Raw genomic sequence first — 25,702 nt, forward strand, 5'->3', positions numbered from 1 at the left:
GTGAGCTACAGCTGTTCGCTCATCTGGCGAAGAAATTCGGCGATCAGCGGTTCATTGCGCTTGAAGAAGTTCCATTGGCCGACTTTCCGACTGGTCACCAGACCGGCGCGCTGCAGAGTCGCCAGATGCGCCGACACGGTGGACTGGGAAAGGCCGGTGCGCTGATCGAACTTGCCGGCGCAGACGCCGATGTCAAACGGGTGATCCTGTTCGACGAAATGCCGCTGCGGGTCTTTCAACCAATGCAGCATGTCGCGGCGCACTGGGTGGGCGAGGGCTTTGATGATTTCGTCGAAGTCGATGGTCATGGCGGAACCGGCGTATATCGGATTGCGACGAACTATATATCGCTCAAAAGCGATATAGGATCGATTCGACCGATAGTCACTATCGAGGCTCATGATGATTTGCCCAGCCGCCCATTGGGTGCGCACCATAGGGCATCGATGCGCCTCGCGCGTCTTCGCTGGAATCGCCATGAACTATCTCGCCCACCTGCATCTCGGCGGCTCGCAGCCGGCGCAATTGCTCGGCAGCCTGTACGGCGATTTCGTCAAAGGCCTGCTCGCCGGACGCTATGCGGCGGATATCGAGGCGGCAATCCGCGTGCATCGGCGCATCGACGCGTTCACCGATCAGCATCCGCTGGTGATCCAGGCCAAGGCGCGCTTTCCCGTCGAGCGGCGGCGGGTGGCCGGCATCGTCCTGGATGTGTTCTTCGATCATTGCCTGGCGCGCAACTGGGCATTGTTCGCCGATGAGCCGCTGGGCGTGTTCACCAGTCGGGTGTACCGGGTTCTGGAAGCCGAGCCGGCCTTGCCGGAGCGTCTGGCCCTGCTGGCGCCGCGCATGGCCGCGCAGGACTGGCTGGGTAGCTACGAGAACTACACGGTGATCGGCCAGGTGATCGGCAATATCGGCCACCGCCTGTCGCGCCCCGAGGTGCTGGATGGGGTGATGGACGAAGTGGCGCGGTTATACGATCCGCTCAGCGAAGACTTCCTGGCCTTTTATCCCGAGCTGCAGAAATTTGCCCGAGAGGCGCGTGTCTTAAGAGGTTAAGCGCAGCTTCTGGGTGGGTTAGCCGCGCAGCGGCGTAACCTGCCAACAACCGCGCGTTGAGCACCGCGTTCGGCCGGCGGGTTACGCCTGCGGCTAACCCGCCCTACGAATCTGCGGAGGCGTTGGTTCCCCGCTGTAGGAGCGAATTCATTCGCGATTGAAGGGCGGCCGGAGCAGGACAAATTTCCAGCCGTGCGCACCGCTTTTGTAGGGTGGGTTAGCCGCGCAGCGGCGTAACCCACAAGCGGTGCGGGCATGCACACCCGTGCCGAGTAGGGGCGGTGGGTTACGCCTACGGCTAACCCACTCTACGACTCTGCAATCTTGGAAAACTCACGTTAGGGGCTCTTCACGCCGCCAATGGCTGTGACTGCGCGGCACCGAACAGCGCCGTGTGCACCGCCAACTGCGCCTGACGCGCCAACTCGGCACGCTGCACGCCGTGGCTGGCGAGCGGGGTGAGCAGCTCGATGCGTACTTCCAGACGCGGCTCGGCAAACAGGCGCAGCAGATGGGAGAGCAGATCGTCGTTGCCAACGAATGGCGCGATCGTATGATCGGCTTGGCCGCCGCGGTGATAGCTAATGGCGACCGGCTGTACCGCCACGCCGGAGTCGATCGCGCAGCCGAGCAGGCGACCATGGAAGGTACGCAGCGCTCGGCCGTCGGTGCTGGTGCCTTCGGGGAACAGCAACAGCGCCCGCCCGCCGCGCAGGCATTCGCCCATGCTGTGCTGGAGCATCGTGCTGTCGCCGGCGCCGCGGCGGATGAACAGCGTGCCGGCCTGCTGCGCGAACCAGCCGGCCAGCGGCCAATGGCGCACCTCGGCCTTGGACACGAACGCCAACGGCGCGAGCATGCCGAGCAGCGGAATGTCGGTCCACGATACATGGTTGCTGACCCACAACATCGGGGTTGTCGGCACCTGGCCATGCATCTCGACGCGAAACGGCAGGGCCTTACTCAGCAGCACCAGATAGCGCCGGCACCAGCGTCCGCGCCAGGTCGCCAACTGGCGGTAGCCGAACCGTTCGAGCGCGGCGGCGCAACCTGCCAAGCCGATGCCCAGGCCGAGCGTCGCCAGCAGGCGGGCGATGCGCGCATACCGGCGCAACCGCGTCGCCAGGTTCATACGGCCGCCTTGAAGTGCCGGGCGTAGCGCGGGCACAGCTCGTCGCGCTTGAGCAGGATGAACACGTCGGCGACCTGGAAATCCGGGTCCCAGCAAGGCTCGCCGCAAACCTTCGCGCCCAGGCGCATATAGGCCTTGAGCAGCGGTGGCAGCTCGGCGATGACGTTGCTCGGCACCTCCAGGCTCGGCAGCGGCAGCTTGGGTTCGGCGCGCAGGTGCTCGTTGCACAGATAGCGTTCGCGCAGGCGCTGCATGATCGCCTGCGCCTGGATACCGCCGTCCTGCATGGGGATGCTTGCGCAGCCCATCAGGTAGCGATAGCTGCCTTCGTTGAGCACCTCGGCCAGTTCGCTCCACAGCACGGCGATGGTCCCGCCGTTGCGGTAAGCCGGGTCGACACAGGTGCGACCGATCTCCAGCACCGGGCCTTGCAATCCGGCCAGACCGTGCAGGCTGAATTCCTCCTCGCTGTAGTAGCGACCGAGGCTGGCCGCGGCGCGATGATCGAGCAGCCGGGTGGTGGCGACCAATTGGCCGCTGGCGAGGTCACGGACGCCGATATGCGCGCAGTGGCCGTCGTAGTCATCCATGTCCAGGCCGAGTTCGGCGCCCTTGAGTTTGGCGCCGAACTCGGCACTGAAGACCTGAAAGCGCAGCGCCTGAGCTTCGCGGAGTGCATGTTCGCCAGTCAGGCGCTCGGCTTGCAGACGGCGTGGCGCGGCATCGCTTGGGGTGGAGCGAGCAATTTGGTTCATGTAGAGCCTCCGTAAGCCAGCCTTTATGGGTTGCGGCCAGTCGACTTTGTTGTGCAAGCTCAACTTAGGTAGTCGGGGTGTCACCGCCATGAACAATTGGTGATGCTTGCGTGACAGCCGGCCAGCTGCGGTTCGGCTGGGCTGCACGCGCATCCTGATTGAGACGATTTGCCCCCGCGCGCACTGTGCGTGCTCAGCGGTTTTATTCCGTACGCTTCGCGGCGTGCGCATCGAGTTCAGGCTCTAAGGAGAATCCCCATGCCCTGGCAGCGTCTGTTGGAAACCTGCGATCACTTGCCGGCTGCAGCCGCGCTGGATGACTGGTATGTCGCGCTGCACGAACGCCTCGGTGAGACGGCCAGCCCGTTCGAACTGGCGGTGCTCGGCGGCCGCCTGGCAGCGTCGCCCGGGCTGGCGTTTCTCGCCGGCTACCAAGGCGCCTTGCGTGCGTTGTGGCCGTCCGCTCCGGCAACCCTCGGTGCGTTGTGCGTGACGGAGAACAAGAGCGTGCGCCCGGCCGATCTGCAGACTCGTCTGGACGGTCTGAGCCTCAATGGCCGCAAGGATTTCGTCACCGCTGCCGATGCCGCCGACTGGCTGCTGGTCGCCGCCCGCGACGAAATCCCTGGCAATGCTCCGCGGGTCGCCTTGGTCGTGGTGTACCGCGACACACCGGGCGTGCGCGTCGAGACGTTGCCGGCGTTGCCGCTGATGCCGGATATCAGCCACGGTCGTCTGCACCTCGATGGCGCGCATTGCGAACGCCTGGCCGGCGACGGCTGGGACGACTACACCAAACCGTTCCGCACCCTCGAGGATGTGCACGTGATGGCCGCGCTGAGCGCCTGGCAATACGGCATTGGCGTGGCCCATGACTGGCCGCACGCGCTGCGCCTGCAGTTGCTCGGGCTGCTGGCCGGTTGTGCCGAGGTGGCACGCCAGCCGGCGCGCAGCCTGGTTACCCATGTCCTGCTCGGTGGCTTGTTCGCCCAGCAGTTGGCGTTGCGCGCGCAAATCGACGCCGCGTTCGCCGCCGGCCCGGCCGAGTTGGCCGCCGTCTGGCAGCGCGACAGTCGCCTGCTCGACGTGGCCAGCGGCGCCCGCGGCAAGCGTCTGGAGAAAGCCCAGGCGCAGTTCGCGTAGCCCGGATGCAATCCGGGGGTGGGGTGGAGAGTCTCCCGGATTGCATCCGGGCTACGAGCTTTGCGCTTTTGTCCCCTCTCCCCCAGCCCTCTCTCGTAAACGGTAGAGGGGAGCTTCGGGCGTACCCCTGACTTTCTGCGCCGTTTGCTACGAAAAGCGGCACGTTGCGCGCTTCTGGGTGTCGCGGTCGCGTGCTAGGGTGCGCGCTTCGCTGACCACAAGAGGCCTTTCGATGCCCGTCTCCGCCTTGCGCCGCCTGAGCCTGTCGCTCGCGTTGTGCGCCGCCGTCCCGTTTGCCTGTGCCGAAACCTGGCCAATTCCCGACTGGAGCAACGCTCCGGCACCGCGTAATGCGGCGCTCGATGCGCTCGAGGCCTATGCCTTTGCCGAGCGCGACGACGTCACCCGCAAAGGCATCCGCACCGATGCGCTACTGGTGATTCGTGATGGGCAGATCATCTATGAGCGTTACGCCGGGCCGACGACTCGCGACACCCCACACCTGACCTGGTCAGTGAGCAAGAGCCTGCTCGCCGCCACCCTCGGTGCAGCGTATGGCGCCGGGCGTTTCAAGCTCGACGATGCGGCCGCCCAGTACTACCCGGCGCTGGCTGCGCACCCGCAGTTGAAGGTCGGCCATCTGCTTAACTGGGCTTCCGGCCTGGCCTGGCAGGAAGGCTACGAATACGCGCCGCTGACCTCCTCGGTGGTGGCCATGCTGTACACCCGCGGACGTGGAGACATGGCCGAGTTCGCCGCCGACATCGCCCAGGAAGTGGCGCCCGGCACGCGTTTTCGCTATTCCAGCGGTGACAGCAATCTGCTCTCGGCAGCGCTGCGCGGCATGGTGGGCGAGCAGGCCTACAAGAACTATCCGTGGACGGCGCTGTTCGAGCCCCTGGGCATCACCAGCGCGGTGTGGGAAAGCGACGCGCAGGGCACCTACGTCGCCTCGTCCTATGCCTATATGACCGCTCGCGACCTGGCCCGCATCGGCCTGCTGATGGAGCGCGATGGACGCTGGGAGCAGCGCCAATTGCTGCCGTCGGCCTGGATCGCCTTCAACCGCACGCCGTTCGCCAATTTTCAGGCCGATCCGCGCAAGCCCGGTGAAGCGGTGCCCGGTGGGCAGTGGTGGTTGAACGTGCCGATCAACGGTGCGGCCAAGCCGTGGAACGACGTTCCCGAGGATGCCTTCGCCGCGCTCGGCCATTGGGGCCAGGCGCTGTATGTGATTCCCAGTGAGGATTTGATCGTGGTGCGCTACGGCGACGACCGCGACGGCAGCTATTCGCACAATCAGCTGCTCCGCCGCGTGCAGGCAGCCTTCGTCCCGGAGACCGCGCAATGACTTATCGGCCTTTTATCCTGCGTCGCCCGTTCACCAGCCTGCTGCTGGCGCTGCTGGCCATTCTCGCCGGGCTGATCTGGCAGTACCGCAGCCACCTGGCCGCGTTCCCGGCGATCATCGGCGCCTATTCGGCGAAGGAGTACTGCTCCTGCCGCTATGTGATGGACAACCCCGCCGACTATTGCCTCGGCTATGTCAAACAGTACATCCCGACCAGTGCGTTTTTCGATGATGCGAGCAACAAGCGCGTGACCGCCAGCGGCCTGGGTAGCACCCAAAGCGCGGCGTGGCTCGGTGCTCATGAAGGCTGCCGTTTGCTGCCGCAAGCGGCGGCGCTGCCGGACTCCTGAGAACCAGTTTACGATCTCGCGAGCTAGGGCCAGACAAGGCGCAACGACCAGCGGGAGTAACAGCCAAAGGCTGGCCCGTAGGGTGAGCGCCAGCGAATAAATCGGGCGAAGAAGCGCAGTTTACGTGTTGTAAATGAGCATGACTCGCTTCGCTCGCCCCTTCGGGGCCGCACTGAAGTGCGTTAGCCGCAAGCGGCTTCTGAGCCCGATTTCAACGCCATATGGCCGACGCGCAGCAGATCGTAAACAGGTTCTGAGTCAATCCTGCAGGCGCGGCCCAGGCTGTTTCTGGGCGATTGGAGTCGATCTTTGCAAACCCGCCGAACCCACGGCGGGTTTGCAAGCTCAATCGAGGCGACTATCGTTGCGCTGACCCGTGCAGAGCCCAGAGATACCATGCCCAAACCGTTGAATGTCGTACTCGCCCCTGGTCTGGCTCTGCCGCAGGCGAGTTGCTCCGCGGAGCATGACGCCGCGCTGACTCCCTCGTTCTCCGCCCCATTGGGCAAGCTGTCCGCAGCCGCTGGCTTGATATTCAGTCGCTGATGGGGAGCATCTTTCCCTGGCGCTCGGGCAACCGCTTTAAGTTGCTGATCGACGGCCCGCAGTTTTTCCCGGCGATGATTGCCGCCATCGATTCCGCCAACGCCCTGGTGGTGCTCGAGTTGTATCTGGTCGAAGACGGTCGCTGCAGCGACGCCCTGATCACCGCGTTAGTGGCGGCAGCCGCGCGTGGCGTGGAAGTGCGTTGCCTGTTCGACGGGTTTGGCTGTCTGCGCCTGGGTAGAGTTTCGCGCTTGCGGCTGGCCGAGGCGGGCATCGAGCTGCGTCTGTACAACCCGGTGAACTGGCGGCGCGGGGTAAACAACTTCTTTCGCGATCACCGCAAGCTACTGGTGGTCGACCAACGTATCGCTTTCGTCGGCGGCACCGGTGCCACCGACGAGTTCTGGGTGCCGGACGAGGAGCCAAGCCGCTGGCATGAAGTGCTCGTCAGCATGGAAGGCGCGGTCGTCGCCCATTGGCAGTTGTTGTTCGATTACCAATGGCTGGCCTGCATCGGCAAGCGTCCGTGGAAACCCGAGGAGGCGCCGGGGCTCAGTCATCTGCCGGCACCGCCACCACTTGGTCAGGGCATGGGCCGGGTGGCGTACGCCGATGCCCGGCAACACCGCGACATCGTCCAGTCGCTGGTGCGCAGCGTGCGCCATGGCAAACGCCGCATCTGGTTGGCCACGCCGTATTTTCTGCCCAGCTGGAAGGTTCGCCGGGCGCTGCTGCACGCGGCACGGCGTGGCGTCGACGTGCGCTTGTTGCTGTCCAGTCGCAGTACCGACCATCCGCCGGTGCGCTTCGCGGGGCAGCGCTACTACCCACGGTTGTTGCGCGCCGGCGTGCGGATCTTCGAGTACGGCCCGCGCTTCTCGCATATGAAGATGGTGCTGGTCGACGATTGGGTCAGCGTCGGCTCGTGCAATTTCGATCACTGGAATCTGCGTTTCAATCTCGAAGCCAATCTCGAGGCGCTGGATGTCGATTTCACCCGGGAAGTCACCGAGTGCCTGGAAACCGACTTCGCAGCCAGCCGCGAAATCACCCTGGAGCACTGGAAGGCGCGGCCCTTGGGCGCGCGGATTCTGCAGCGGCTGTGGGGCTGGCTGGATCGCGTGGCAGTCAACCTGCTCGAACGGCGCCGCCGCTGAGCCACACTTTTGTCGGGTGCCAGCGGCCGGAGCGGCTGGCTATCCTCGCTGCACAATCACAACAAGGACGCGTCCATGCGCCGTTTTGGTCCGCTGATTCTGCTGCTCCTGACTCTGGCCGGCTGTTCCACGCCCGGCGCGTTCTTCGGCGCGCTGGATGGTCAGCCCTTTCGTGAACAGGCGCTGAGCGATGATGATCATGCATTGGTCTATGTCTATCGCCCGAAAAGCCAGTGGGCGGATGAGGAGCTGGAAGCGCCGGCGCTGTTTCTCGATCAGCAGTTGATCGGCAGCCTGCCGAGCAATGGCTATCTGGTTTTGGAATTCGATATCGCCAGCTATGCCCTGGAGATGCGCCGGCCGCTGTTTGGCAGCTATTGGACGTTGCTGGCCGGTGGACCGCTGGACTTCACCCAGATCACCAGTTTCACCCTGGATGCCGAGGCCGGCGGGGTCTATTTCCTGCGTTACGACGAACTCAATGCGCCACCGCAAAGTGCCGAGACGGCGAACGTCAGCGATGGGCCGCTACAGCTGGTGTCGGCCGAACTGGGTCGCAAGGAAATCGCCGCCACTCGCGAGATCCAGCCGTTCGCGCGTATTCAGCGGAGCCAGCCGAGCGAGCCGGCGCAAGGTTTCTGGCAGCGCCTGGGGTTTTAGTCGGCGTAGTAGTCACCTATTACCCGCAAAGGGCAGGCCGGGCGAATACTTTGCGCCCGTCACCCACCCTTGTCAGGAGTTCCCATGGCCGCGAAAAAGATTCTCATGCTGGTCGGCGATTACGTCGAAGACTACGAAGCGATGGTGCCGTTCCAGGCCCTGCAGATGGTCGGTCATACCGTGCATGCTGTGTGCCCGGACAAAATTGCCGGGCAGAGCGTGCGCACCGCGATCCATGATTTCGAGGGCGATCAGACCTACAGCGAGAAGCCTGGGCATAACTTCGTGCTGAATTTCGACTTCGCGCAGGTCAACGCCGACGACTACGACGCACTACTCGTGCCGGGTGGCCGTTCGCCGGAATACCTGCGGCTGAATGCCCAGGTGATCGCGCTGGTCAAGGCCTTCGCCAAGGCTGAGAAACCGCTTGCCGCGGTGTGTCATGGCGCCCAGTTGTTGGCCGCTGCCGGCGTACTCGAAGGCCGCGAATGCAGCGCCTATCCGGCTTGTGCGCCGGAAGTCGGCTTGGCCGGCGGCACCTATATCGACATCCCGGCGGATCAGGCTCATGTGCAGGGCAACCTGGCCAGCGCCCCGGCCTGGCCGGCGCATCCCGCCTGGTTGGCTGGTTTCCTCGGACTGCTCGGCACTACCATTAGCCTGTAAGCGACTGGCTGAGTGGCACAACGCTGCGCCGTGAGGCTCTATTCGCGCGGCGGCGTTGTGGCGCGGAACCACTAGACTTCAACCGGCACCTTCGAGGAACGCTGCATGTGCGAGCTGTATGTAAAGGCCGATCCTATCCTCTATGAGTCGCGCTCGCGCTCCCTGCGCATTCGTGGCGTGGTGACCACCTTGCGCCTGGAAAACCAGTTCTGGGACATCCTGCGCGAGATCGCCGAAGTCGATGGCATGAGCACCAACCAGTTGATCACCAAGCTGTATGAAGAAGTGATGGATTACCGCGGCGAAGTGGTGAACTTCGCCTCGTTCCTGCGCGTCAGCTGCACCCGCTTCCTCGCCCAGCGGCGTGACCCAGTCGCCGGGCTGAGGTTGGTCGCCGAGCGTGCCCAGGCCTGAACGGCAGCCGCGCGAACCTTGTAGCGGAACATGCAGTCGAACGCCTGGAGCTTGCCGCGCAGCCCTTTCTAGCCAGGAGACTGACCATGGACACCACCCCGCATACGTTGACCACGTTGTTTGAACAGCTGGGCCTGCCGTCGGACCGCACCAGCATCGATAACTTCATCGCCAGCTACCGGCTGGAGCCTGGCGTGCGCCTGCCCGACGCGCCGTTCTGGACCGAATCCCAGGCGAGCTTTCTGCGCAATTCGTTGCGTGACGATGCGGACTGGGCCGTCGAGGTCGACGAACTGGCGGTGCGCCTCAGTCCGCAAGGCGCCTGAGTCGGCCAGCGCAGTCGAGCTTTTGTAGGGTGGGGTAGCCGCGAAGCGGTGTAACCCACCAGCGGTGCCGCCCGGAACACTGGCGTCCAGCCTGCTCGGTGGGTTACGCCTACGGCTAACCCACCCTACGAATCTCAGTCGAGACAGCCATGAAAAAGCCCGGCGCATGGCCGGGCTTTTCATGGCGCGTGAAGGGCTTACTGCACTTCCACTGCCAGGCTGTCGGTGATCTTCTTGTTCCAGATCGCCGGGCCGGTGATGTGCACCGATTCGCCCTTGGTGTCGACCGCCACGGTGACCGGCATGTCCTTCACTTCGAACTCGTAGATCGCTTCCATGCCCAGTTCGGCGAAGGCCAGCACCTTGGACTTCTTGATCGCCTGGGCGACCAGGTAGGCGGCGCCGCCGACGGCCATCAGGTACACGGCCTTGTTGTCCTTGATCGCCTCGATGGCGATCGGGCCGCGCTCGGACTTGCCGATCATGCCCAGCAAGCCAGTGGTTTCGAGGATCTGCCGGGTGAACTTGTCCATCCGCGTGGCGGTAGTCGGACCAGCCGGGCCAACCACTTCGTCACCGACCGGATCGACCGGGCCGACGTAGTAAATGAAGCGGCCTTTCAGATCGACCGGCAGCTGTTCGCCCTTGTTGAGCATGTCGACCATGCGCTTGTGCGCGGCGTCGCGGCCGGTGAGCATCTTACCGTTGAGCAGTACGGTCTCGCCCGGCTTCCAGCTCTGCACGTCTTCTGGGGTCAGGGTGTCGAGGTTGACGCGGCGCGCACTCGGGCCGGCTTCCCAGACGATTTCCGGGTAGGCGTCGAGGGGCGGCGCTTCCAGTTCGGCCGGGCCGCTGCCGTCGAGCACGAAGTGCGCGTGGCGGGTGGCGGCGCAGTTGGGGATCATGCACACCGGCAGGGAGGCGGCGTGGGTCGGGTAATCCATGATCTTGACGTCGAGCACGGTGGTCAGGCCGCCCAGGCCTTGGGCGCCGATGCCCAGCTGGTTGACCTTGTCGAACAGCTCGAGACGCATCTCTTCAAGCTTGTTCTGCGGGCCGCGGGCTTTCAGCTCATGGATGTCGATGGACTCCATCAACACTTCCTTGGCCATCACCGCGGCTTTCTCGGCGGTGCCGCCGATGCCGATGCCGAGCATGCCAGGCGGGCACCAGCCGGCGCCCATGGTCGGCACGGTCTTCAGCACCCAGTCGACGATCGAGTCGGACGGGTTGAGCATGGCCATCTTCGATTTGTTCTCGGAGCCGCCACCCTTGGCCGCCACGTCGACTTCCAGCTTGTCGCCGGGGACGAGGGAGTAATGGATCACCGCCGGGGTGTTGTCTTTGGTGTTGCGGCGTGCACCAGCCGGTTCGGCCAGGATCGAAGCGCGCAGGACGTTCTCCGGCAGGTTGTAGGCGCGGCGTACGCCCTCGTTGATCATGTCGTCGACGCTCATGGTCGCGCCATCCCAGCGCACGTCCATGCCGACGCGGACGAATACGGTGACGATGCCGGTGTCCTGGCAAATCGGCCGATGACCGGTGGCGCACATGCGCGAGTTGATCAGGATCTGCGCCATCGAGTCGCGCGCGGCCGGCGATTCTTCGCGCAGGTACGCCTCGTGCATGGCTTGGATGAAGTCGAGGGGGTGGTAGTAGGATATGAACTGCAGGGCGTCGGCGACGCTCTGAATCAGATCTTCTTGCGTGATCACGGTCATGAGGCGCGCTCCTCTTAATTCGGGAACATCAGGAAGCGCCAGACCGGAACCCGGCGCATGTCAGGAAAAAAGGCGCGAAAGTATACCGCGCCGCCGCCAATGGGCACAGCCGCCGACAGTCGACCTTAGTTGCTGAATCGGCCTGTCATCAGCTAGGCAACCTGAGATCACAACGGTACAGTAACAGCCAGTTGCCACTACGGGATGGAACCCATGGATGTAGGCAAGTCAGCGGTTAAAACAGAAGAACTACAAGCACTGCTGCTGAAGCGTTTCGGCATGGCAGCGGCAACCTATGGTTTGGCGTTGTTGGTGTTCTGGATCTGCGTACTCGGCGATCTGTACACCGGCGACACCCGCATGGCACTGATCTGCACGGCGCTGACGATCTTCAGCCAGCTGCTGTTCTTGGCGCTATTTCTCAGTGGAGGCAATCTGCGCTTTGCCGACGCCAGTTTGACCGAGGCACAGATTCTGGTCGCACTCGGTTGGCATACGTTGCTGCTGGTCCAGCTGCAGGCCGGGCGCGGCACGATGCTGATCATGTATGTGGTGATTCTGTTGTTCGGCGTATTCCAGCTGCGCCCGCGGGTGTTCATTCGTTGTACGGCGTTCGCCTTTCTCGGTTTCCTCGGCATCAATCTCTGGGATGTTTACCGGCAACGGCTAGACCAACCGAGCCTGGCGCTGTTGCAGATCTGCGTGCTGTTTTTCGTGTTGATCTGGCTCAGCCTGCTCGCCAGCTACGTGCAGGGCCTACGCCAGCGCATGCGTCAACGGCGCTTTGCCTTACAGGCGCATCAGAACACCCTGCGCGGGGTGATGCGCCAACTGGAAGATTTGGTGGCCACCGACGAACTGACCGGTTTGTTCAATCGTCGGCACTTCCTGCGCCTGGCTGAGCGCGAGCTGAGCAGCCTGCAGCCCGGTCACCAGCATGGCCTAGCCCTGATCGATCTCGATCACTTCAAACGGATCAACGACATGTATGGGCATGCCGCCGGCGACCGGGTGTTGCAGACCTTCGCCGCGGTGGCGCGCGCCTGTCTGCGCGATGGCGACATTCTGGCTCGCTACGGTGGCGAGGAGTTCGTCCTGCTGTTGCCCAATACCGATGCCGATCAGTTCAGCAGCTGTTGCGAACGCCTGCGCGAAGCCTATGCCGGTGCCGAGCCGGTGGGCGTGGCGGTGAGCCCGATCAGCCTGTCGGTGGGCATGACCCTGCTGGTCACCGGCGACGATCTGGACGAGGCCCTGCACCGCGCCGATCAGGCCCTGTACCGGGCCAAGCGTAGCGGGCGCAATCGCTGCGACGCGGCCTGGGAAAACAGCGATGCCTAAGCCGACCACGCCTGGGCCGGCCGCACCTAAGCCGGTCGCACCCGAACTGCAAGCAGGCGGGCGGCGGTGGACTGTCGCCGCGGGCAGCAATCTGTTGGATGCCCTCAACAGTGCTGGCGTGGTCGTGCCTTATAGCTGTCGATCCGGTAGCTGCCATGCCTGTCTGGTGCGCTGTACCGCCGGTGAACCGCTGGATGCGCAACCGCAGGCATTGGCCGCCGAGCGTCGCGCGGATGGCTGGCGCCTCGCTTGCCAGTGCCAGGTGGTCGATGACTTGGCCATTGAGGTGTTCGATCCGCTGCGCGACGGGTTGCCCGCGCAGGTACACAGTTGCGACTGGTTGAGCCCGCAGGTGCTGCGCTTGCGCCTGATCGCCGAACGTCCGCTGCGTTACCGCGCCGGCCAGCATTTGGTGCTGTGGGGCGGGCAGGGCGTGGCGCGGCCGTATTCGCTGGCCAGTCTGCCCGGTGAGGATGCCTGGCTGGAGTTCCACCTCGACTGCCAGCATCCGGGCGCGTTCAGCGACTTCGCCCGGCAGTTGCGGCCCGGTGATCCGCTGCGCCTGGGCGAGTTGCGTGGCGGTGCGCTGCACTATGATCCGGACTGGCAGCAACGGCCGCTCTGGCTGCTGGCTGCCGGCACCGGTCTGGCGCCATTGTGGGGTCTGCTGCGCGAAGCGTTGCGCCAGGAGCATCAAGGCGCTATCCGGGTCATGCATGTGGCGCACGAGCCCGCCGAACATTACTTGGCCGAACCGCTGCAGGCGCTCGCCGCAGCGCATCCCAACCTTCAGATAGAACTGGTCGCGGCGGCCGAGCTACCGGTTGCTTTGGCCGAACTGCGGCTTGTCTCGCGGCAAACCCTCGCCTTACTCTGCGGCCATCCCGGCAGCGTCGAGCGCTTCGCGCACCGGCTGTATCTGGCTGGCCTGCCGCGTAATCAAATGTTCGCCGACGTGTTCGTGCCGCACGCCTAGTCCGGCAATCCGCCGGCGGGAGATCCGCATGACGGTGTATATCCTGGCGCAATTGCGCTTCACCGATCGCGCGGCTTACGACCGCTATCAGGCGCGCTTCATGGATGTTTTTCGCCAATTCGACGGAAAACTGCTGGCCGCCGACGAACGTCCGACCGTGCTGGAAGGCGAGTGGGAACGCGAGAAGGTGGTCCTGATGGGTTTCCCGATGAGGCGGCGGCACGGCGGTTTGCCGAGTCGGCCGAATACCAGGCAATCTCCGTGGACCGTCGAGCAGGAGCCGACACGCTGTCGCTGCTGGTGCAAGGTCTGGGAATCTAGAAACAAGAATTCAATCGCTTTGGAGTTGCAATGAACGAGCACGTACTGGTCGACCGCGCCGAGGGCATCCTCACCCTGCGCATGAACCGTCTGGATAAGAAAAACGCGTTGACCCGCGATATGTATAACGGTCTCGCCGAAGCCTTGGAGCAGGCTCAGGACGATCCTGCGGTGCGCGTCGTGCTGATCCAGGGGAATGAGCAATGCTTCTCCAGCGGCAACGATCTGAGCGATTTCATGCAAGTCGCCACTGGCAACCTGGACAACTCGGTGCTGCGCTTCATGTATGCGCTGTTCGACTTCAAGAAACCGGTAGTCGCCGCGGTCGCCGGTCCGGCGGTGGGCATCGGTACCACCCTGCTGCTGCACTGCGACTTGGTCTACGTGGCGCGCGATGCACGGATGAAGATGCCCTTCGTCAATCTCGGCCTGTGCCCGGAGTACGGCTCCAGCCTGATCCTGCCGCGCCTGGTCGGCCAAGCACGAGCCACGCAATTGCTGATGCTCGGCGAAGAGTTTAGCGGCGAGCAGGCCGCCGCCTGGGGCATCGCCAACGAAGCGCTGCCCGATGGTGCTGCGACGCTGGCTAAGGCCAACGAGATGGCGCGGCGCTTCCTGGCCCTGGCACCGTCGGCGGTCGAGCTGAGCAAGCGGCTGATGCGCGCGCCGGGGCGTGAGGAATTGCGGCGGGTGATCGCCGAAGAAGGCGAGCTGTTCGGCCAGCGTCTGCGTTCGCCGGAGGCGGCCGAGGCCATGGCGGCGTTCATGCAGCGTCGCGCTCCGGACTTCTCGAAATTCGCCTGAGTAGCCCGGATGCAATCCGGGAACAGGGTTCACTTCAGTAGGATGGGTCGAGGAGCGTAGCGACGATACCCATCACATCGCTGCTGATGGGTGTCGCTTCGCTCGACCTGCGCGGCCCGACCCATCCGACGGCAACGAAAAAGGCCGCTCGATGAGCGGCCTTTTTCATGGTGGAGCGTCTTATACCAACGGATCGCCGACGTGCAGGATCTTCATGGTGTTGGTGCCGCCGGTGGTGTGGTAGCTGTCGCCCTTGGTGAGGATCACCCAGTCGCCGGGTTGCACCACGCCGCGCTTGAGCAGTTCGTCGACCGAGGCCTGGCTGACCTTTTCCGCCGGCAGTGCGGCGGGGTCGAACGGCACGGTCTGCACGCCGCGGAACATCGCCACGCGCGCCTGGGTTTCGCGGTGCGGGGAGAAGGCGAAGATCGGCACCGAAGAGCGGATGCGCGACATCACCAGTGGGCTGTAGCCACTCTCGGTGAGGCTGATGATCGCCTTGACGCCGGGGAAATGATTGGCGGTATACATGGTCGCCAGGGCCACGCTCTGGTCGCAGCGCTCGAACGTGTGGCCGAGGCGGTGACTGGATTTCTGGCTGGTCGGGTGTTTCTCGGCGCCCAGGCAGATGCGCGCCATGGCCTTGACCGCTTCCACCGGGTACTCGCCGGCGGCACTTTCCGCCGAGAGCATCACCGCATCGGTGTAATCGAGCACGGCGTTGGCCACGTCGGAGACTTCCGCGCGGGTCGGCATCGGGCTGTGGATCATCGACTCCATCATCTGCGTGGCGGTGATTACTGCTTTGTTGTAGCGCCGCGCGTGGAGAATGATTTTCTTCTGGATGCCGACCAGCTCGGCATCGCCGATTTCCACACCGAGGTCGCCGCGCGCCACCATCACCGCGTCGCTAGCGCGGATCAGGCCGTCCAGGGCTTCGTCGTCAGCCACCGCTTCGGCACGTTCGATCTTCGCCACCAGCCAGGCTTTACTGCCGGCCTCGTCGCGCAGGCGGCGGGCCAATTCCATGTCGGCGGCGTCACGTGGGAAGGAGACGGCGAGGTAGTCCAGCTCCATCTCGGCGGCGAGCTTGATGTCGGCCTTGTCCTTGGCGGTCAGCGCCGGCGCTGTCAGGCCACCGCCGCGGCGGTTGATGCCTTTGTGATCGGAGAGCGGGCCGCCGATCAATACCACGCAGTGCAGTTCATCGGCCGTGGTGGCCTCGACGCGCATCACCACGCGGCCGTCGTCGAGCAGCAATTCGTCGCCGACTCGGCAGTCTTTGACCAGATCCGGATAGTCGATGCCGACCACTTGCTGGTTGCCGGCATCCCGTGGGTGGGTGACGGAGAAGCGGAACGTGTCGCCCTCGGCCAGCGCGATGCGTTTGCCCTCGAACTTGGCGATGCGGATCTTCGGCCCCTGCAGGTCGCCGAGCAGGGCGACGAAGCGCCCGTGTTTGGCCGCGATTTCGCGGACCAGGAGGGCGCGCGCTTTGTGTTCATCCGGCGTGCCATGGGAGAAATTCAGCCGGGCGACGTCGAGGCCGGCGAGGATCAGTTGCTCGAGGACTTCCGGAGAGTTACTGGCAGGGCCAAGGGTGGCAACGATTTTGGTGCGGCGAGAGGTCATGCGCGGGACTCCAGTTAGAGCAGAAGCCGAGGCTACACCGCGTTTCCCCTGTAGTCATGCGCGCCGCCAACTACCTTTGCGCGCCATAGGTGTCAGGGGGCGACTGTAGCCTGGATGTCATCCGGGACATTAAGTCCCATGGATGACATACGGGTTACGTGGCTGGAGCTTCAATGATTCTGATTGAGCGCCTGATCGAGATGCCGCGCGGCCTTGTCGCTCACTTCGCTATCCGGATACTGCGCCAGCAGCCGGCGCAGGTAGCCGATGGCTTTGTCGCGGCTGGCCTGCGGGTTGTCCGCGGCCAGGTACATCAAGGCCAGTTGATACAGCGCACGGGCCTTGATAGCCGCCGTCACGCCGCTATCGTCAACCGCCAGCAGATACAACTCCTCGGCTTCCGGAACCCGATTTTTCAGCACCGCGCGGCGCGACAGCAGGGTCATGTCGCTGTCCAGGCTGGGCTTGTAGAGATCGAGATTCTCGCTCGGTTGCCAGTGGCCGAGTAGTTCGCGGGCGGTTTGCTGCACCGGTTCCTGGGCGCGCTGACCGATCAACTCGATGCGTGCGGCGCTGCGACTGGCGGCGCGGCTCTGGGGGAATTCGTTGCGGACTTGATAGAGGTAGTTGAGCGCGCGCGTGTCGTCGCGCTGATCGTTGTAGCGGCTCATATAGATCAAACCGATCTGATAGAGCGAGATGGCGCGGACTTCGCCGCTCAGTTTGTGATCCCGGTAACCCTGCAGATACAGCTGCTCGGCGGCGGCGCTCTTGCCATCGCGAATGGCCTGGGCGCTGTAGGTGAACAGATCGCCTTCTTCCTCGACGGCGGCGGTCATGCGGTTGGCTTTCAGATTTTTCGCTTCCACCGCTTCCTGGGCGCCGACTTGGGCGACGAACAATGGGGTGGTTGGCGAGCAGGCGCTGAGCAGGAGCGCGGCGGAAAATACGCAGCCGGTCAACAAGGGTAGGGCAGACGGCATGACATCTCCGGGGCGGATGGGCTGCCGGGGCAGTCTAGTCAGGCGGATAGCTGACAGCCAAGGGCCGCCGCGCAAGTCCAATCGGAGGATATGCTTGAGTGCCGGCAGCCGCGCAAAGGGCTGCAGCTTTGCCGCAAACGGTCGATAACCTGCCTATTGGAGGACCCGTCATGCGAATGTTGTTGCTCGTTACCCTGGCCTTGAGTGCCTCGGGCTGTACCCGTTGGTCGATGGACCATCATCTGAACAATGCTTACCGCGAATACGGCCGTGGCAACTGCGAGCGGGTGATGCTCGAGTTGTCCCAGGTCGAGCGCAAGAGCCGCTCACGCGGTTACATCCAGCCAGAGGTCTCGCTGCTGCGTGGGCAATGCCTGGAGCGACAAAACCTGTTTGTCGATGCGGCGCAAACCTATCAGTTCATCATCGCCCGCTACCCGACCAGCGAGTATGCATTTCGCGCCCGCGCGCGATTGGATACCCTGCAGCAGTTGGGTCGAATCAACCGCACGGAGGCGGCCAAAACCTCTGCGGCGGCTCTGTGATCGGCACGCTTGGGCAGTGCTGACGCTGGTTGAATGGCGTCACTAGGCTAAGCTCAAAAATGATTTCAAGGAGGGGAGTCATGCGTCAGTTGCTGTGTATTGCCTTGTTGGCCGCGACCACATCCTCGGCGCTAGCGGCGGATGTCTACCGCTGGACCGACGCTCAGGGGCAGGTGCATTTCGGCCAGAAGCCGCAGAGCGGTGCCACCCAGGTCGACGTCAAGCCGCAGGTGGTCGAGCGTGACGCCGCTACCCGTGAGCGCGAGGCGCGTACCGAACGTTTCTATCAGGCCCGTCGGCAAGAGCAGGCGCAGGCCGCCAGCCAAGAGGGCGAACGTCAGACCAAGCGCGCCACGGAGTGCAGTAAGTTGCGCGACAACCTGCAGGACATCTCTCACGGGGGACGCTATTACCGCACGGATGCGCGCGGGGAACGTGTTTATTACAAAGAGGAGGAGGTCGCCGCCGCTCGCCGTCAGTTGAGCGAGCGTGTCGCGCAGCAGTGCGGTTAGCACTGGCCGCGGCGCTTTTGGCGGTGCCATACTCGGACATCAAGAGCCTTTTGCCATTATCCGGTTTGCCATCATGCGTATTGAACGTCGAATCGAACGCCACCAGCTGCCGTACTACTTGAAGGTCTTCAACCGCATTACCGACAAGCCGATGGGCTACATCGGCAACGTCTCGCTGGATGGCTTGCTGTTGATCAGCCAATTGCCGATGTTGGTCGGTGCACGTTTCGATCTGCGCCTGAAGATTCCCGCCCAGGGTGGCATGCGCTTCATCGATTTCAGCGCCACCTGCCAATGGTGCCGCGAAGATGTCACCCCGGGCGGCTACGATTCGGGCTTTTCGCTGGTCGCGCCGCCGAGCGAATACGCCGAGATGGTCGAGGCGCTGCGCTACTACTTCAGTTTCCACTCTTACGCCGCCTCCGCCTGAGGCGGCGTTCCGCTCTTGCTGTAAGTCAGCCGGCTACAGCACCCCGGCTTTTTTCCATTCCAGATAGCGGCTGACCAATTGCGGGCCGAGCTCGCTCGGGCGTACGTCGAGCACCGGCAGACCGTGCGCGGCCAGACGTTCGTGCAGACCATTGCGGGCGTTGAGGTAATCGAGCGTGCCGCAATAGGCGAGGGCGTCCTGATAGTTCTGCACCGGTGTGTGGCGCAGGCGGTCGAGGACCTCTTCGCGCAGGCTGGTGATCAGGACCCGGTGCTGACGACTGAGGCGCTTGGCGGCGGCGAGTAGTTCGTCGTCGTCCTCATCGCGCAGGTTGCTGACCAATACCACCAACGCGCGGCGCCGTTGCCGGCTGAGCAATTGGTCGGCGGCCGCGGCGAAGTCAGCCGGCCGCTGGGTACAACGCAGGTCGTAAACGGCATTGAGCAGCACGCCGAGTTGCGCGTGACCTTTGGCCGGCGGCAGGTAGCGCGGCTGATCGCCTGCGAAGGTCGCTAGCCCCACCGCGTCGCCCTGACGCAGCGCGACATAACTGAGCAGCAGGCAGGCGTTGAGCGCGTGATCGAAGTGCGCCAGGTCACCATCCTGGCTGCGCATGCGCCGCCCGCAATCGAGCAGGAAAACGATCTGTTGATCGCGCTCATCCTGGTACTCACGGGCAATCGGCGTGCGCTTGCGGGCGGTGGCCTTCCAGTCGATCTGCCGCAGCGTGTCGCCGTCACGGAACTCGCGCAGCTGATGGAATTCCTGACCCAAGCCGCGACGCTGCTTTTGCCGCACGCCAAGTTGGTTGAGCCAGTGATCCACTGCGGTCAGCTGCGCGCCATACAGGCGGGCGAAATCCGGGTAGACGCGGGTTTCCCCGGCCAGCGGCAAGACCCGGCGTTGCCGCCAGAGACGCAGCGGACTGGGCAACTGGACTTCGCAGGCCGCGAAGCGAAAATGCCCGCGCTGCAGCGGCCGCACGCGATAGCCGCAGTGGGTGACTTCGCCCGGATGTAGATCGACGCGCTGCGGCAGGTGCTCCATCGCCATGCCCGCGGGCACGTGATCGAAGAGCTCCAGCCATTGGACGCGTGAATACGAGTGATGGAGGCTCAGCTGCACCTCAGTCCAGCGCCCGAGCGACAGATTGCCCGGTAACTGGCGCTGCAGACGCGGCGCGGGTTGCCGGCGCACGGCCAGCGCATCGCCCGTGGCGACGAGGACCAGTGCGATCAGCAGAGCCCACCACAGCGTGGGCAGGAGCGCCGGCACGCCAATGTCGAGCGCCGACAGACTGCCGAGCAGCACGGCGAGAACGAGCAGGCCGGCGAGCAGCGCCAGCAGCAGGCGAGCAGGTTTCATAGGCGCGGCGCGGGGACCTGATCGAGCAGTTGCTGGAGGACCTGATCGACCGACAGCCCTTCGATATCCAACTCCGGCGACAGCCGCACGCGGTGCCGCAACACCGCCAGAGCGCAGCGTTTGACGTCATCCGGCACGACGAAGTCGCCGCCGCGCAACAGCGCACGAGCCCGCCCGCCACGCACCAGGGCAATCGAGGCTCGTGGCCCGGCGCCCATCAGCAAGCCTGGCCAGCTGCGTGTCGCGCGAGCCAGACGCACGGCGTAATCGAGCACTTGTTCATCCAGCGGCAAGTCGCTGGCGATCTTCTGCAACGCCAACACGTCCTTGGCCTGCAACACCGTGCGCAGCGGCGCCACGTCGAGCATGTCGGCGCGGGCCGAACGGGTCACCTGGCGGACCATCTCCAGCTCTTCGGCGGCCTGCGGATAATCCATGTGCAGCTTGAGCATGAAGCGGTCGAGCTCCGCCTCCGGCAGCGGGTAGGTGCCTTCCTGCTCGATGGGGTTTTGCGTGGCCAGCACCAGGAACGGTTGCGGTACCTGCAGGGCGCGGCCCTCCAGAGTCACCTGGCGTTCCTGCATGACTTCCAGCAGCGCCGCCTGGGTCTTGGCCGGCGCGCGGTTGATCTCGTCGGCGAGCAACAGGTTGGTGAACACCGGCCCCTTGCGCAGCTTGAACTGCTCGGATTGCAGGTCGTACACCGCATGCCCGGTGACATCGCTGGGCATCAGGTCGGGAGTGAACTGGATGCGCGCGAACTCGCCGCCGAAGCAGCGCGCCAGGGCGCGGACCAGCAAGGTCTTGCCCAGCCCCGGTACGCCCTCGACCAGGACATGCCCGCCGGCCAGCAGGGCGGTGAGCAGGTCGTCGATCACCGCGCTCTGGCCGATCAGCGCCTTTTGCAGTTCCTGGCGCAGGGCCTGGGCCAATTGACTGGCGCGTTGCCGCTGGGCCGCTGCCTGGACCGCAGGGTTGGCAGCCACCGGCTCGCTGTTGGGGGAATCGGGAGTCTGTTCGCTCATAGGGCATTCCTGAGGGTTTGCAGGTGGGTGACCTGGCGGGTGAAGTCACTGGCCGATAGACGTTGCGCCGGCAATGGGCGCATCGCCTGGCTGATGGCAGTTGGTGATAGACGGGTGAGGCGGCCAAGCGTCTGCCACTGGCTGGCCACGTCGAGTCGTTCGAAACCGGGGTGGCGCTGGCGCGCGCGGCGCTGGATATCGCGCTGCAACGCCTGCAACAAGCTGTGCTGGCCGCTGTGGCGGAGCAGGAAATCGGCGCCGCCACGCAGGTGTTCTTCCAGTTGTCGGCGGGCACGACTGGCTGGCGCGAGCAGCGAGCCTTGGCGTTGGCCGGCGGCCAGCAGGCCGAGAAGCAGCAGCAACGCCAAGGCGACCAGGGCCTGTGGGAAATGCCGCAGCAGCAGGCTGAGCAAGTCGTCGCGGTCACTGCGCGAGAGCAGGGTCACGGCGCTGTCCTGGGTCAAGTACCAGAGCAGCCAGGCGTTGTCGTAGTTCTTGATGTCGCGGGTCTGCCAGATCCATGGATCACTGAGCACGGTGACCAGTCCGTCGCCATGGTAAAGCTGCAACAGGTGGGTAGCCTGGCCGCTGTTGGCCCAGGCGTGGGCGCGGTTTTTCGCGTCGTAGAGGTGGAATTCGGTATCGAAGCCGATATAGGCCGGTGCCTCGTCGTTGGCCAGGTAGAGCTTGGTCAGGTCCGGGTAACGGTCGTCGGGTGCGCTGTCTTCGGCGGATTCGGCGGCGTCTTTCGGGTCATCGCTGGGCGTGGCCTCGGGTGGGTTGGCCGGTGCTGGGTCGTCTTCGATGTCGTCGAGGTCTTCGCTGAGGATCTGCTGCACGCCCAGCTGATCGAGCAGCAGGTCGCCGCTCTTGCCGTCTTCTTCATCCCACACCCGTTCGGCGATGAACAACAGATGACCGCCCTTGGCCGCCCAGTCGAGCAGGCGGGTGGCTTGCCGCGGCGTCATGTTGCCGCGGTCGCCGAGCAGCAATAGGGTCTGGCCCTGGCTGGGCAGGTTGGTCAAGGTTTGCAGGCTGTCGGTGCGCTGCACCTGGACGCCGCGTTCGCGGAGGAAATACTCGGCGGCCAGATAGGTATCGGCGCGCGCGTCAGGCGTCGGCCCGTGTTTGACGACTTTCTGATACGGCTGCAATTGGCTCAGCAGGTAGCTGGCAAGCAGGCCGAGCGCCAACACGATTGCGCCGCCGAGCAAGAGGAGCGTGCGCCGGCTCATGTAGACACTCCCTGCGGGAACAAGCGGCGCCAGCCTTCACACAGGCCGCGTTTGAGGTTGGCCGGCGGCAGTTGATGGCCATAGGCGAGGTTCTGCCAGTGGCGGGTCAGCACCAGGCTGAAGCGACCCAGTTCGACCTGTTGCAGCTGCTGCACCAGCTCCAGCACTTCGCCCTCGGTGTGGGCGCTTTTCAGGGGTAGGCGCAGGTCATGCAGCAGGCGGCTGAGCAATGCGCGATAGAGCAGGCCAAGCGCTTCGCGGGGTTGCTCGTCCCACAGCTGTTCGACTCTGCTGGCGACATCGCTGGGCAGGCTTTCCGGGGCGACTTCGAGGCCGAACATCTGCGTCGGCATCGCGCGCGTACGCCGTTGTGGCAGCTCGAAACCGCTGGCGAAGGTGCGTAGCCAATCCCGATAGCGCCAGATCAGCAGTACCAGCAGGCCGAACAAGCTGCCCCACAGCAATGCCTCGAGGAACAGCGCGAGGCCCTTCAGACCATCCCAGCCGGCGAGCAGATTGGCCAGGTAGCGAATCAATTTGGCCCAAAATTCGTTCTGGGTTTTGTCGTTGCTGGGTTCATCGCCCAAACGCCAAGCGGTGACGGTTTCGCGGTTTTCGAAGGGCGGCTGATCGAGCACCTGGCTGATGCTTTGTTGAGCGGCCTGGCTGGTCAGCGGTTGATGCAGCAAGCGGGCACTCTGCGGGCCGTTGGGGTCGTCGACTGGCAGCGGACAGGTGCTGGCCGCCCAGGCGGCATTCGGCGCTTGTAACACCAGTAACCCGCAACCGAGCAGCAGTGCATAGGCGATGCCGGTGAGGCGCTGGCGCAGACGGCGGAAGGCCAGCTCGATATCCCAGCCTTCGAGTTGCGTACGGCGGTTCAGATACAGGCTGAAGCCACAGGCGACGTAGACCGGCTCCCAGACGATCAGCACCAGCACGTACAGCAGGTTGGACAGATGCTCCAACCACAGCCAGTCACCGGCGCTCTCCTGCAGCAGGCTCTGCCAGTCCCAGTCGAGTTCGATCTGCTGCGGCAGGAGCATATACATAAGGGTAATCAGGCCTAGCCACAACGCGGTTTCGACATGCATGCCGATCACCGTCAGCCAGGTCGCGCTGCGGCTATTGCGCTGGCCAAGCACGACCAGGCGCTGGCTACGTACCTGGCCACTGAGGCCTTCGAGCTGCAGCACCGGCAGATCGAAACTGCGCGTCACGCTCAGGCGGCGCCAGGTCAGGCTGGCCAATAGCTGAGGCTTGAGCAGCTTCGGCCAGGCCTTGAACGCGTCGCCTAGGCGCGGGGTATCGCCGAACAGCGCGCGCGACAAAATGTGCAGCGGCAGGCGTTCATAGGCCGGTTTGCACAGCCAGAACAGCAGCAGCGCCCAACTCGGGTAATTCCACAGCAGGAGGGTGAGCAGGGCAAAAATCGGCAGGGTGATCAGCGCCCAACTGGCCATCAGAAGGCCGGCATGTCGGCGCGCCAGCAACACGCCCAGGTCCATGGCTTCCCAGGCGGTGCGCGGGCGAATGGCGACGCTGGAGTCAGTCAGGCGCATGCGAGCTTCGTCCGGCGAAGAGCAGATAAGCCAGCATCAACAGCCACAAGCCGGCGCCGACCGCATATTTGCTGGTCGCCGAAATGCTGGTCATGGATGACCAATAGGCCTCGACGAAGGCGGCAATCAGCAGCATCAGCGTGGCGCCGCCAATCAACTGCACGCTCGGCCGAGCGGCCAGACGCAGGGCTTCGCCGCGCGGCAGGCGGCCGGGCGCGAGCAATGCGCCGCCGAGCTTGAAGCCGGCTGCACCGGCCAGGGCGATGGCGGTCAGCTCGAAGGCGCCATGACCGATGACGAACGACCAGAAGGTCTGGCTGTAGCCAATGCTCGTGAGATGACCGGCGACGGCACCGATCATCAGACCGTTGAAGAGCATGAAGAACAGGCTGCCGAGCCCCAGCAGCAGACCACTGGCGAAGGTCTGAAAGGCGATGCCGATATTGTTCATGATGTAGAAGCCGAACATCATCCAGTCGTCGCCGGAATCACGCTCACCGAAGCGACCCAGACGGCTGCTGTCGGGGTCATACATCGCCTCCATCGAGCTGACCTGCTCGGGACTGATGACGCTGTAGACCAACTCGGGGAACAGATAGACCAGCACGCCCATGCCGATCAGACTGCCGAAAAACAGCAGGCTGGCAGTCAACACGCAGCGCCATTCCTGGCGCACCAGGCGCGGAAACCCGCCGAGCAGGAAGCCGAGTAATTGCCCGCCGAGCTGACTGCGATGTCGATAGAACTGCTGATGACCGCGCATCGCCAGCTGTTGCAACTGGTCGACCAGATGGCTGCTGTAGCCGCGTTCGCGGGCCAGCGCCAAGTGCTGGCAGAGCTGGCGGTAGTCGGCGGCAAAGGATTCGCAGGCGGCGCGCTCGGCTTTGCCATGATCGAGCACGTCGAGCTGCTCGGCGAAGCGTTGCCAGCTGGCCTGATGGCGATTTTCGAACTGGCTCTGCTTCATGTCGGCCCCAACAAGCCGCGGGCGATGCGGTTGATCTGCCCCTCGGCTTGCTCGACCGGCACCGCCAACGGTTCGGCGAGAATTCCCGCCAGCTCGGCGCGGCGCGGCGCTGACAGCTGGCTCTGACGTTCGGCGAAACCGAGAAACGCGCGTTGCTCGCCGATGCTCAGCGGAACGGGCGCGCGCATGGGTTCGGCATCCGGTAATTGCGGGCGGCTCGGCGCTTCGTCGCGGTACACCACCAAAGTACCGGCGGCGAGATCGCCAAGCCGTTTGAACGCTGGATGGGCGAGGCAGCTGATAATGCCGAAGGTGTAGGCGAACGGCAGCAGATCGACGAAACGCAGCAGGTTGCGGGTCAGCGAGGCGGCCCAACCGACCGGTGTGCCGTCGTCATGCACCACGCGTAGGCCCATCCATTGTTTGCCCGGCGTGCGACCCTGGTTGAGGACCTCGAACAACACCATGTACCACCAGGTGACGAGAAACAGCACGATCGCACCCAGGCCCATGCCGAACTGACCGAGCATGGTCAGGGTAAAAAACATCACCAGCAGTACCAGGCCGCGAATCGCCAGGTCGATGGCAAAGGCCAGCGCGCGTGGCGCCAGGCCGGCGGGACGCAGCATGAGATCGATGCCTTCCGGGGTTTCCACTCTGAAGCGGGTATCCAGTGGCCGCTCGAGGGCCGGGGCGGCGGAGGCGATAGCGTTGCTCATCC

At 64.3% G+C, this 25,702-nt stretch carries 27 protein-coding genes and 1 pseudogene; 16 read left to right on the plus strand and 12 right to left on the minus strand.

What is annotated here, in order from left to right:
- Positions 1-5: 5 nt before the first annotated feature.
- On the minus strand, positions 6-308 hold the full coding sequence (locus tag NVV93_RS04510; protein ID WP_258253257.1) for a helix-turn-helix transcriptional regulator: 303 nt from the start codon (positions 306-308) through the stop codon (positions 6-8).
- Between the two features lie 169 nt (positions 309-477).
- Here NVV93_RS04510 and NVV93_RS04515 point away from each other — a divergent pair, with 169 nt between their 5' ends.
- Positions 478-1,062: an ACP phosphodiesterase gene (locus tag NVV93_RS04515; protein WP_258253258.1), complete on the plus strand. Its 585-nt coding sequence runs from the start codon at positions 478-480 to the stop codon at positions 1,060-1,062.
- Positions 1,063-1,411: 349 nt separating this feature from the next.
- On the opposite strand, the gene NVV93_RS04520 is transcribed toward NVV93_RS04515, so the two are convergent.
- On the minus strand, positions 1,412-2,194 hold the full coding sequence (locus NVV93_RS04520) for a lysophospholipid acyltransferase family protein (protein WP_258253259.1): 783 nt from the start codon (positions 2,192-2,194) through the stop codon (positions 1,412-1,414).
- Positions 2,191-2,949 (minus strand): L-ornithine N(alpha)-acyltransferase, encoded by a 759-nt coding sequence (olsB, locus tag NVV93_RS04525; RefSeq protein WP_258253260.1) that lies wholly within the window; start codon positions 2,947-2,949, stop codon positions 2,191-2,193. The genes NVV93_RS04520 and olsB overlap by 4 nt, the downstream gene beginning before the upstream one ends.
- Positions 2,950-3,207: 258 nt before the next feature.
- Between olsB and NVV93_RS04530 the strand changes: the two genes are divergently transcribed.
- From NVV93_RS04530 to NVV93_RS04565, 8 genes are all read left to right on the plus strand, one after another.
- Positions 3,208-4,092 (plus strand): acyl-CoA dehydrogenase family protein, encoded by an 885-nt coding sequence (locus NVV93_RS04530; protein WP_258253261.1) that lies wholly within the window; start codon positions 3,208-3,210, stop codon positions 4,090-4,092.
- A gap of 232 nt (positions 4,093-4,324) precedes the next feature.
- Entirely contained in the window at positions 4,325-5,443 is a 1,119-nt protein-coding gene (locus NVV93_RS04535; RefSeq protein WP_258253262.1) for a serine hydrolase, read from the plus strand.
- Entirely contained in the window at positions 5,440-5,793 is a 354-nt protein-coding gene (locus NVV93_RS04540) for an amidase (RefSeq protein ID WP_258253263.1), read from the plus strand. The genes NVV93_RS04535 and NVV93_RS04540 overlap by 4 nt, the downstream gene beginning before the upstream one ends.
- A gap of 542 nt (positions 5,794-6,335) precedes the next feature.
- Complete coding sequence (locus NVV93_RS04545; protein ID WP_258254288.1) at positions 6,336-7,496, plus strand: phosphatidylserine/phosphatidylglycerophosphate/cardiolipin synthase family protein; 1,161 nt, start codon at positions 6,336-6,338, stop codon at positions 7,494-7,496.
- Between the two features lie 75 nt (positions 7,497-7,571).
- Positions 7,572-8,156 carry a DUF2846 domain-containing protein gene (locus NVV93_RS04550; protein WP_258253264.1) on the plus strand — a complete coding sequence of 195 codons (585 nt, stop codon included), beginning with the start codon at positions 7,572-7,574 and terminating at the stop codon, positions 8,154-8,156.
- A gap of 84 nt (positions 8,157-8,240) precedes the next feature.
- Positions 8,241-8,822 (plus strand): DJ-1/PfpI family protein, encoded by a 582-nt coding sequence (locus NVV93_RS04555; RefSeq protein ID WP_258253265.1) that lies wholly within the window; start codon positions 8,241-8,243, stop codon positions 8,820-8,822.
- Positions 8,823-8,927: 105 nt separating this feature from the next.
- On the plus strand, positions 8,928-9,236 hold the full coding sequence (locus tag NVV93_RS04560; RefSeq protein WP_258253266.1) for a ribbon-helix-helix domain-containing protein: 309 nt from the start codon (positions 8,928-8,930) through the stop codon (positions 9,234-9,236).
- Between the two features lie 86 nt (positions 9,237-9,322).
- A complete protein-coding gene (locus NVV93_RS04565; RefSeq protein WP_258253267.1) occupies positions 9,323-9,562 on the plus strand; it encodes a DUF2789 domain-containing protein in 240 nt (79 codons plus the stop codon).
- A 197-nt stretch (positions 9,563-9,759) separates the two neighbouring features.
- Here NVV93_RS04565 and NVV93_RS04570 read toward each other — a convergent pair whose 3' ends face one another.
- Positions 9,760-11,283, minus strand: coding sequence for a fumarate hydratase (locus NVV93_RS04570; protein WP_258253268.1), 1,524 nt, complete (start codon positions 11,281-11,283; stop codon positions 9,760-9,762).
- Positions 11,284-11,496: 213 nt separating this feature from the next.
- Between NVV93_RS04570 and NVV93_RS04575 the strand changes: the two genes are divergently transcribed.
- The 4 genes and pseudogenes from NVV93_RS04575 to NVV93_RS04590 all read left to right on the plus strand — a co-directional run bounded on the left by NVV93_RS04575 (position 11,497) and on the right by NVV93_RS04590 (position 14,725).
- The gene (locus NVV93_RS04575; RefSeq protein WP_258253269.1) at positions 11,497-12,624 is read left to right on the plus strand and encodes a diguanylate cyclase; all 1,128 of its coding nucleotides are present in this window, start codon (positions 11,497-11,499) and stop codon (positions 12,622-12,624) included.
- On the plus strand, positions 12,617-13,600 hold the full coding sequence (locus tag NVV93_RS04580) for an iron-sulfur-binding ferredoxin reductase (protein ID WP_258253270.1): 984 nt from the start codon (positions 12,617-12,619) through the stop codon (positions 13,598-13,600). Before NVV93_RS04575 ends, NVV93_RS04580 begins: the two co-directional genes overlap by 8 nt.
- A gap of 28 nt (positions 13,601-13,628) precedes the next feature.
- Positions 13,629-13,921: pseudogene (locus tag NVV93_RS04585) on the plus strand (DUF1330 domain-containing protein).
- A gap of 30 nt (positions 13,922-13,951) precedes the next feature.
- The gene (locus NVV93_RS04590; protein WP_258253271.1) at positions 13,952-14,725 is read left to right on the plus strand and encodes an enoyl-CoA hydratase-related protein; all 774 of its coding nucleotides are present in this window, start codon (positions 13,952-13,954) and stop codon (positions 14,723-14,725) included.
- Between the two features lie 180 nt (positions 14,726-14,905).
- Here the strand turns inward: NVV93_RS04590 and pyk are convergent, their stop codons facing one another.
- Positions 14,906-16,357: a pyruvate kinase gene (gene pyk / locus NVV93_RS04595; RefSeq protein WP_258253272.1), complete on the minus strand. Its 1,452-nt coding sequence runs from the start codon at positions 16,355-16,357 to the stop codon at positions 14,906-14,908.
- Between the two features lie 170 nt (positions 16,358-16,527).
- Positions 16,528-17,340, minus strand: a complete 813-nt coding sequence (locus NVV93_RS04600; protein ID WP_258253273.1) for a tol-pal system YbgF family protein — start codon at positions 17,338-17,340, stop codon at positions 16,528-16,530.
- Positions 17,341-17,510: 170 nt separating this feature from the next.
- Here NVV93_RS04600 and NVV93_RS04605 point away from each other — a divergent pair, with 170 nt between their 5' ends.
- The 3 genes from NVV93_RS04605 to NVV93_RS04615 all read left to right on the plus strand — a co-directional run bounded on the left by NVV93_RS04605 (position 17,511) and on the right by NVV93_RS04615 (position 18,827).
- On the plus strand, positions 17,511-17,885 hold the full coding sequence (locus NVV93_RS04605; RefSeq protein ID WP_258253274.1) for a tol-pal system YbgF family protein: 375 nt from the start codon (positions 17,511-17,513) through the stop codon (positions 17,883-17,885).
- 80 nt (positions 17,886-17,965) lie between these two features.
- Positions 17,966-18,397, plus strand: a complete 432-nt coding sequence (locus NVV93_RS04610; RefSeq protein ID WP_258253275.1) for a DUF4124 domain-containing protein — start codon at positions 17,966-17,968, stop codon at positions 18,395-18,397.
- A 73-nt stretch (positions 18,398-18,470) separates the two neighbouring features.
- A complete protein-coding gene (locus NVV93_RS04615) occupies positions 18,471-18,827 on the plus strand; it encodes a PilZ domain-containing protein (RefSeq protein ID WP_258253276.1) in 357 nt (118 codons plus the stop codon).
- A 33-nt stretch (positions 18,828-18,860) separates the two neighbouring features.
- On the opposite strand, the gene NVV93_RS04620 is transcribed toward NVV93_RS04615, so the two are convergent.
- The 6 genes from NVV93_RS04620 to NVV93_RS04645 are packed head-to-tail and all read right to left on the minus strand — an operon-like array spanning position 18,861 to position 25,700.
- Positions 18,861-20,192, minus strand: a complete 1,332-nt coding sequence (locus NVV93_RS04620) for a DUF58 domain-containing protein (RefSeq protein WP_258253277.1) — start codon at positions 20,190-20,192, stop codon at positions 18,861-18,863.
- The gene (locus NVV93_RS04625; RefSeq protein ID WP_258253278.1) at positions 20,189-21,217 is read right to left on the minus strand and encodes a MoxR family ATPase; all 1,029 of its coding nucleotides are present in this window, start codon (positions 21,215-21,217) and stop codon (positions 20,189-20,191) included. The genes NVV93_RS04620 and NVV93_RS04625 overlap by 4 nt, the downstream gene beginning before the upstream one ends.
- Complete coding sequence (locus tag NVV93_RS04630) at positions 21,214-22,452, minus strand: DUF4350 domain-containing protein (RefSeq protein WP_258253279.1); 1,239 nt, start codon at positions 22,450-22,452, stop codon at positions 21,214-21,216. The genes NVV93_RS04625 and NVV93_RS04630 overlap by 4 nt, the downstream gene beginning before the upstream one ends.
- Positions 22,449-24,014, minus strand: coding sequence for a DUF4129 domain-containing protein (locus NVV93_RS04635; RefSeq protein WP_258253280.1), 1,566 nt, complete (start codon positions 24,012-24,014; stop codon positions 22,449-22,451). Before NVV93_RS04635 ends, NVV93_RS04630 begins: the two co-directional genes overlap by 4 nt.
- Positions 24,001-24,981, minus strand: coding sequence for a stage II sporulation protein M (locus NVV93_RS04640; protein ID WP_258253281.1), 981 nt, complete (start codon positions 24,979-24,981; stop codon positions 24,001-24,003). The genes NVV93_RS04635 and NVV93_RS04640 overlap by 14 nt, the downstream gene beginning before the upstream one ends.
- Positions 24,978-25,700, minus strand: coding sequence for an RDD family protein (locus NVV93_RS04645; RefSeq protein WP_258253282.1), 723 nt, complete (start codon positions 25,698-25,700; stop codon positions 24,978-24,980). Before NVV93_RS04645 ends, NVV93_RS04640 begins: the two co-directional genes overlap by 4 nt.
- Positions 25,701-25,702 lie beyond the last annotated feature (2 nt).

It is taken from the genome of Pseudomonas sp. LS44, from assembly GCF_024730785.1.
In the GTDB taxonomy this organism is placed as follows: Bacteria; Pseudomonadota; Gammaproteobacteria; order Pseudomonadales; family Pseudomonadaceae; genus Aquipseudomonas.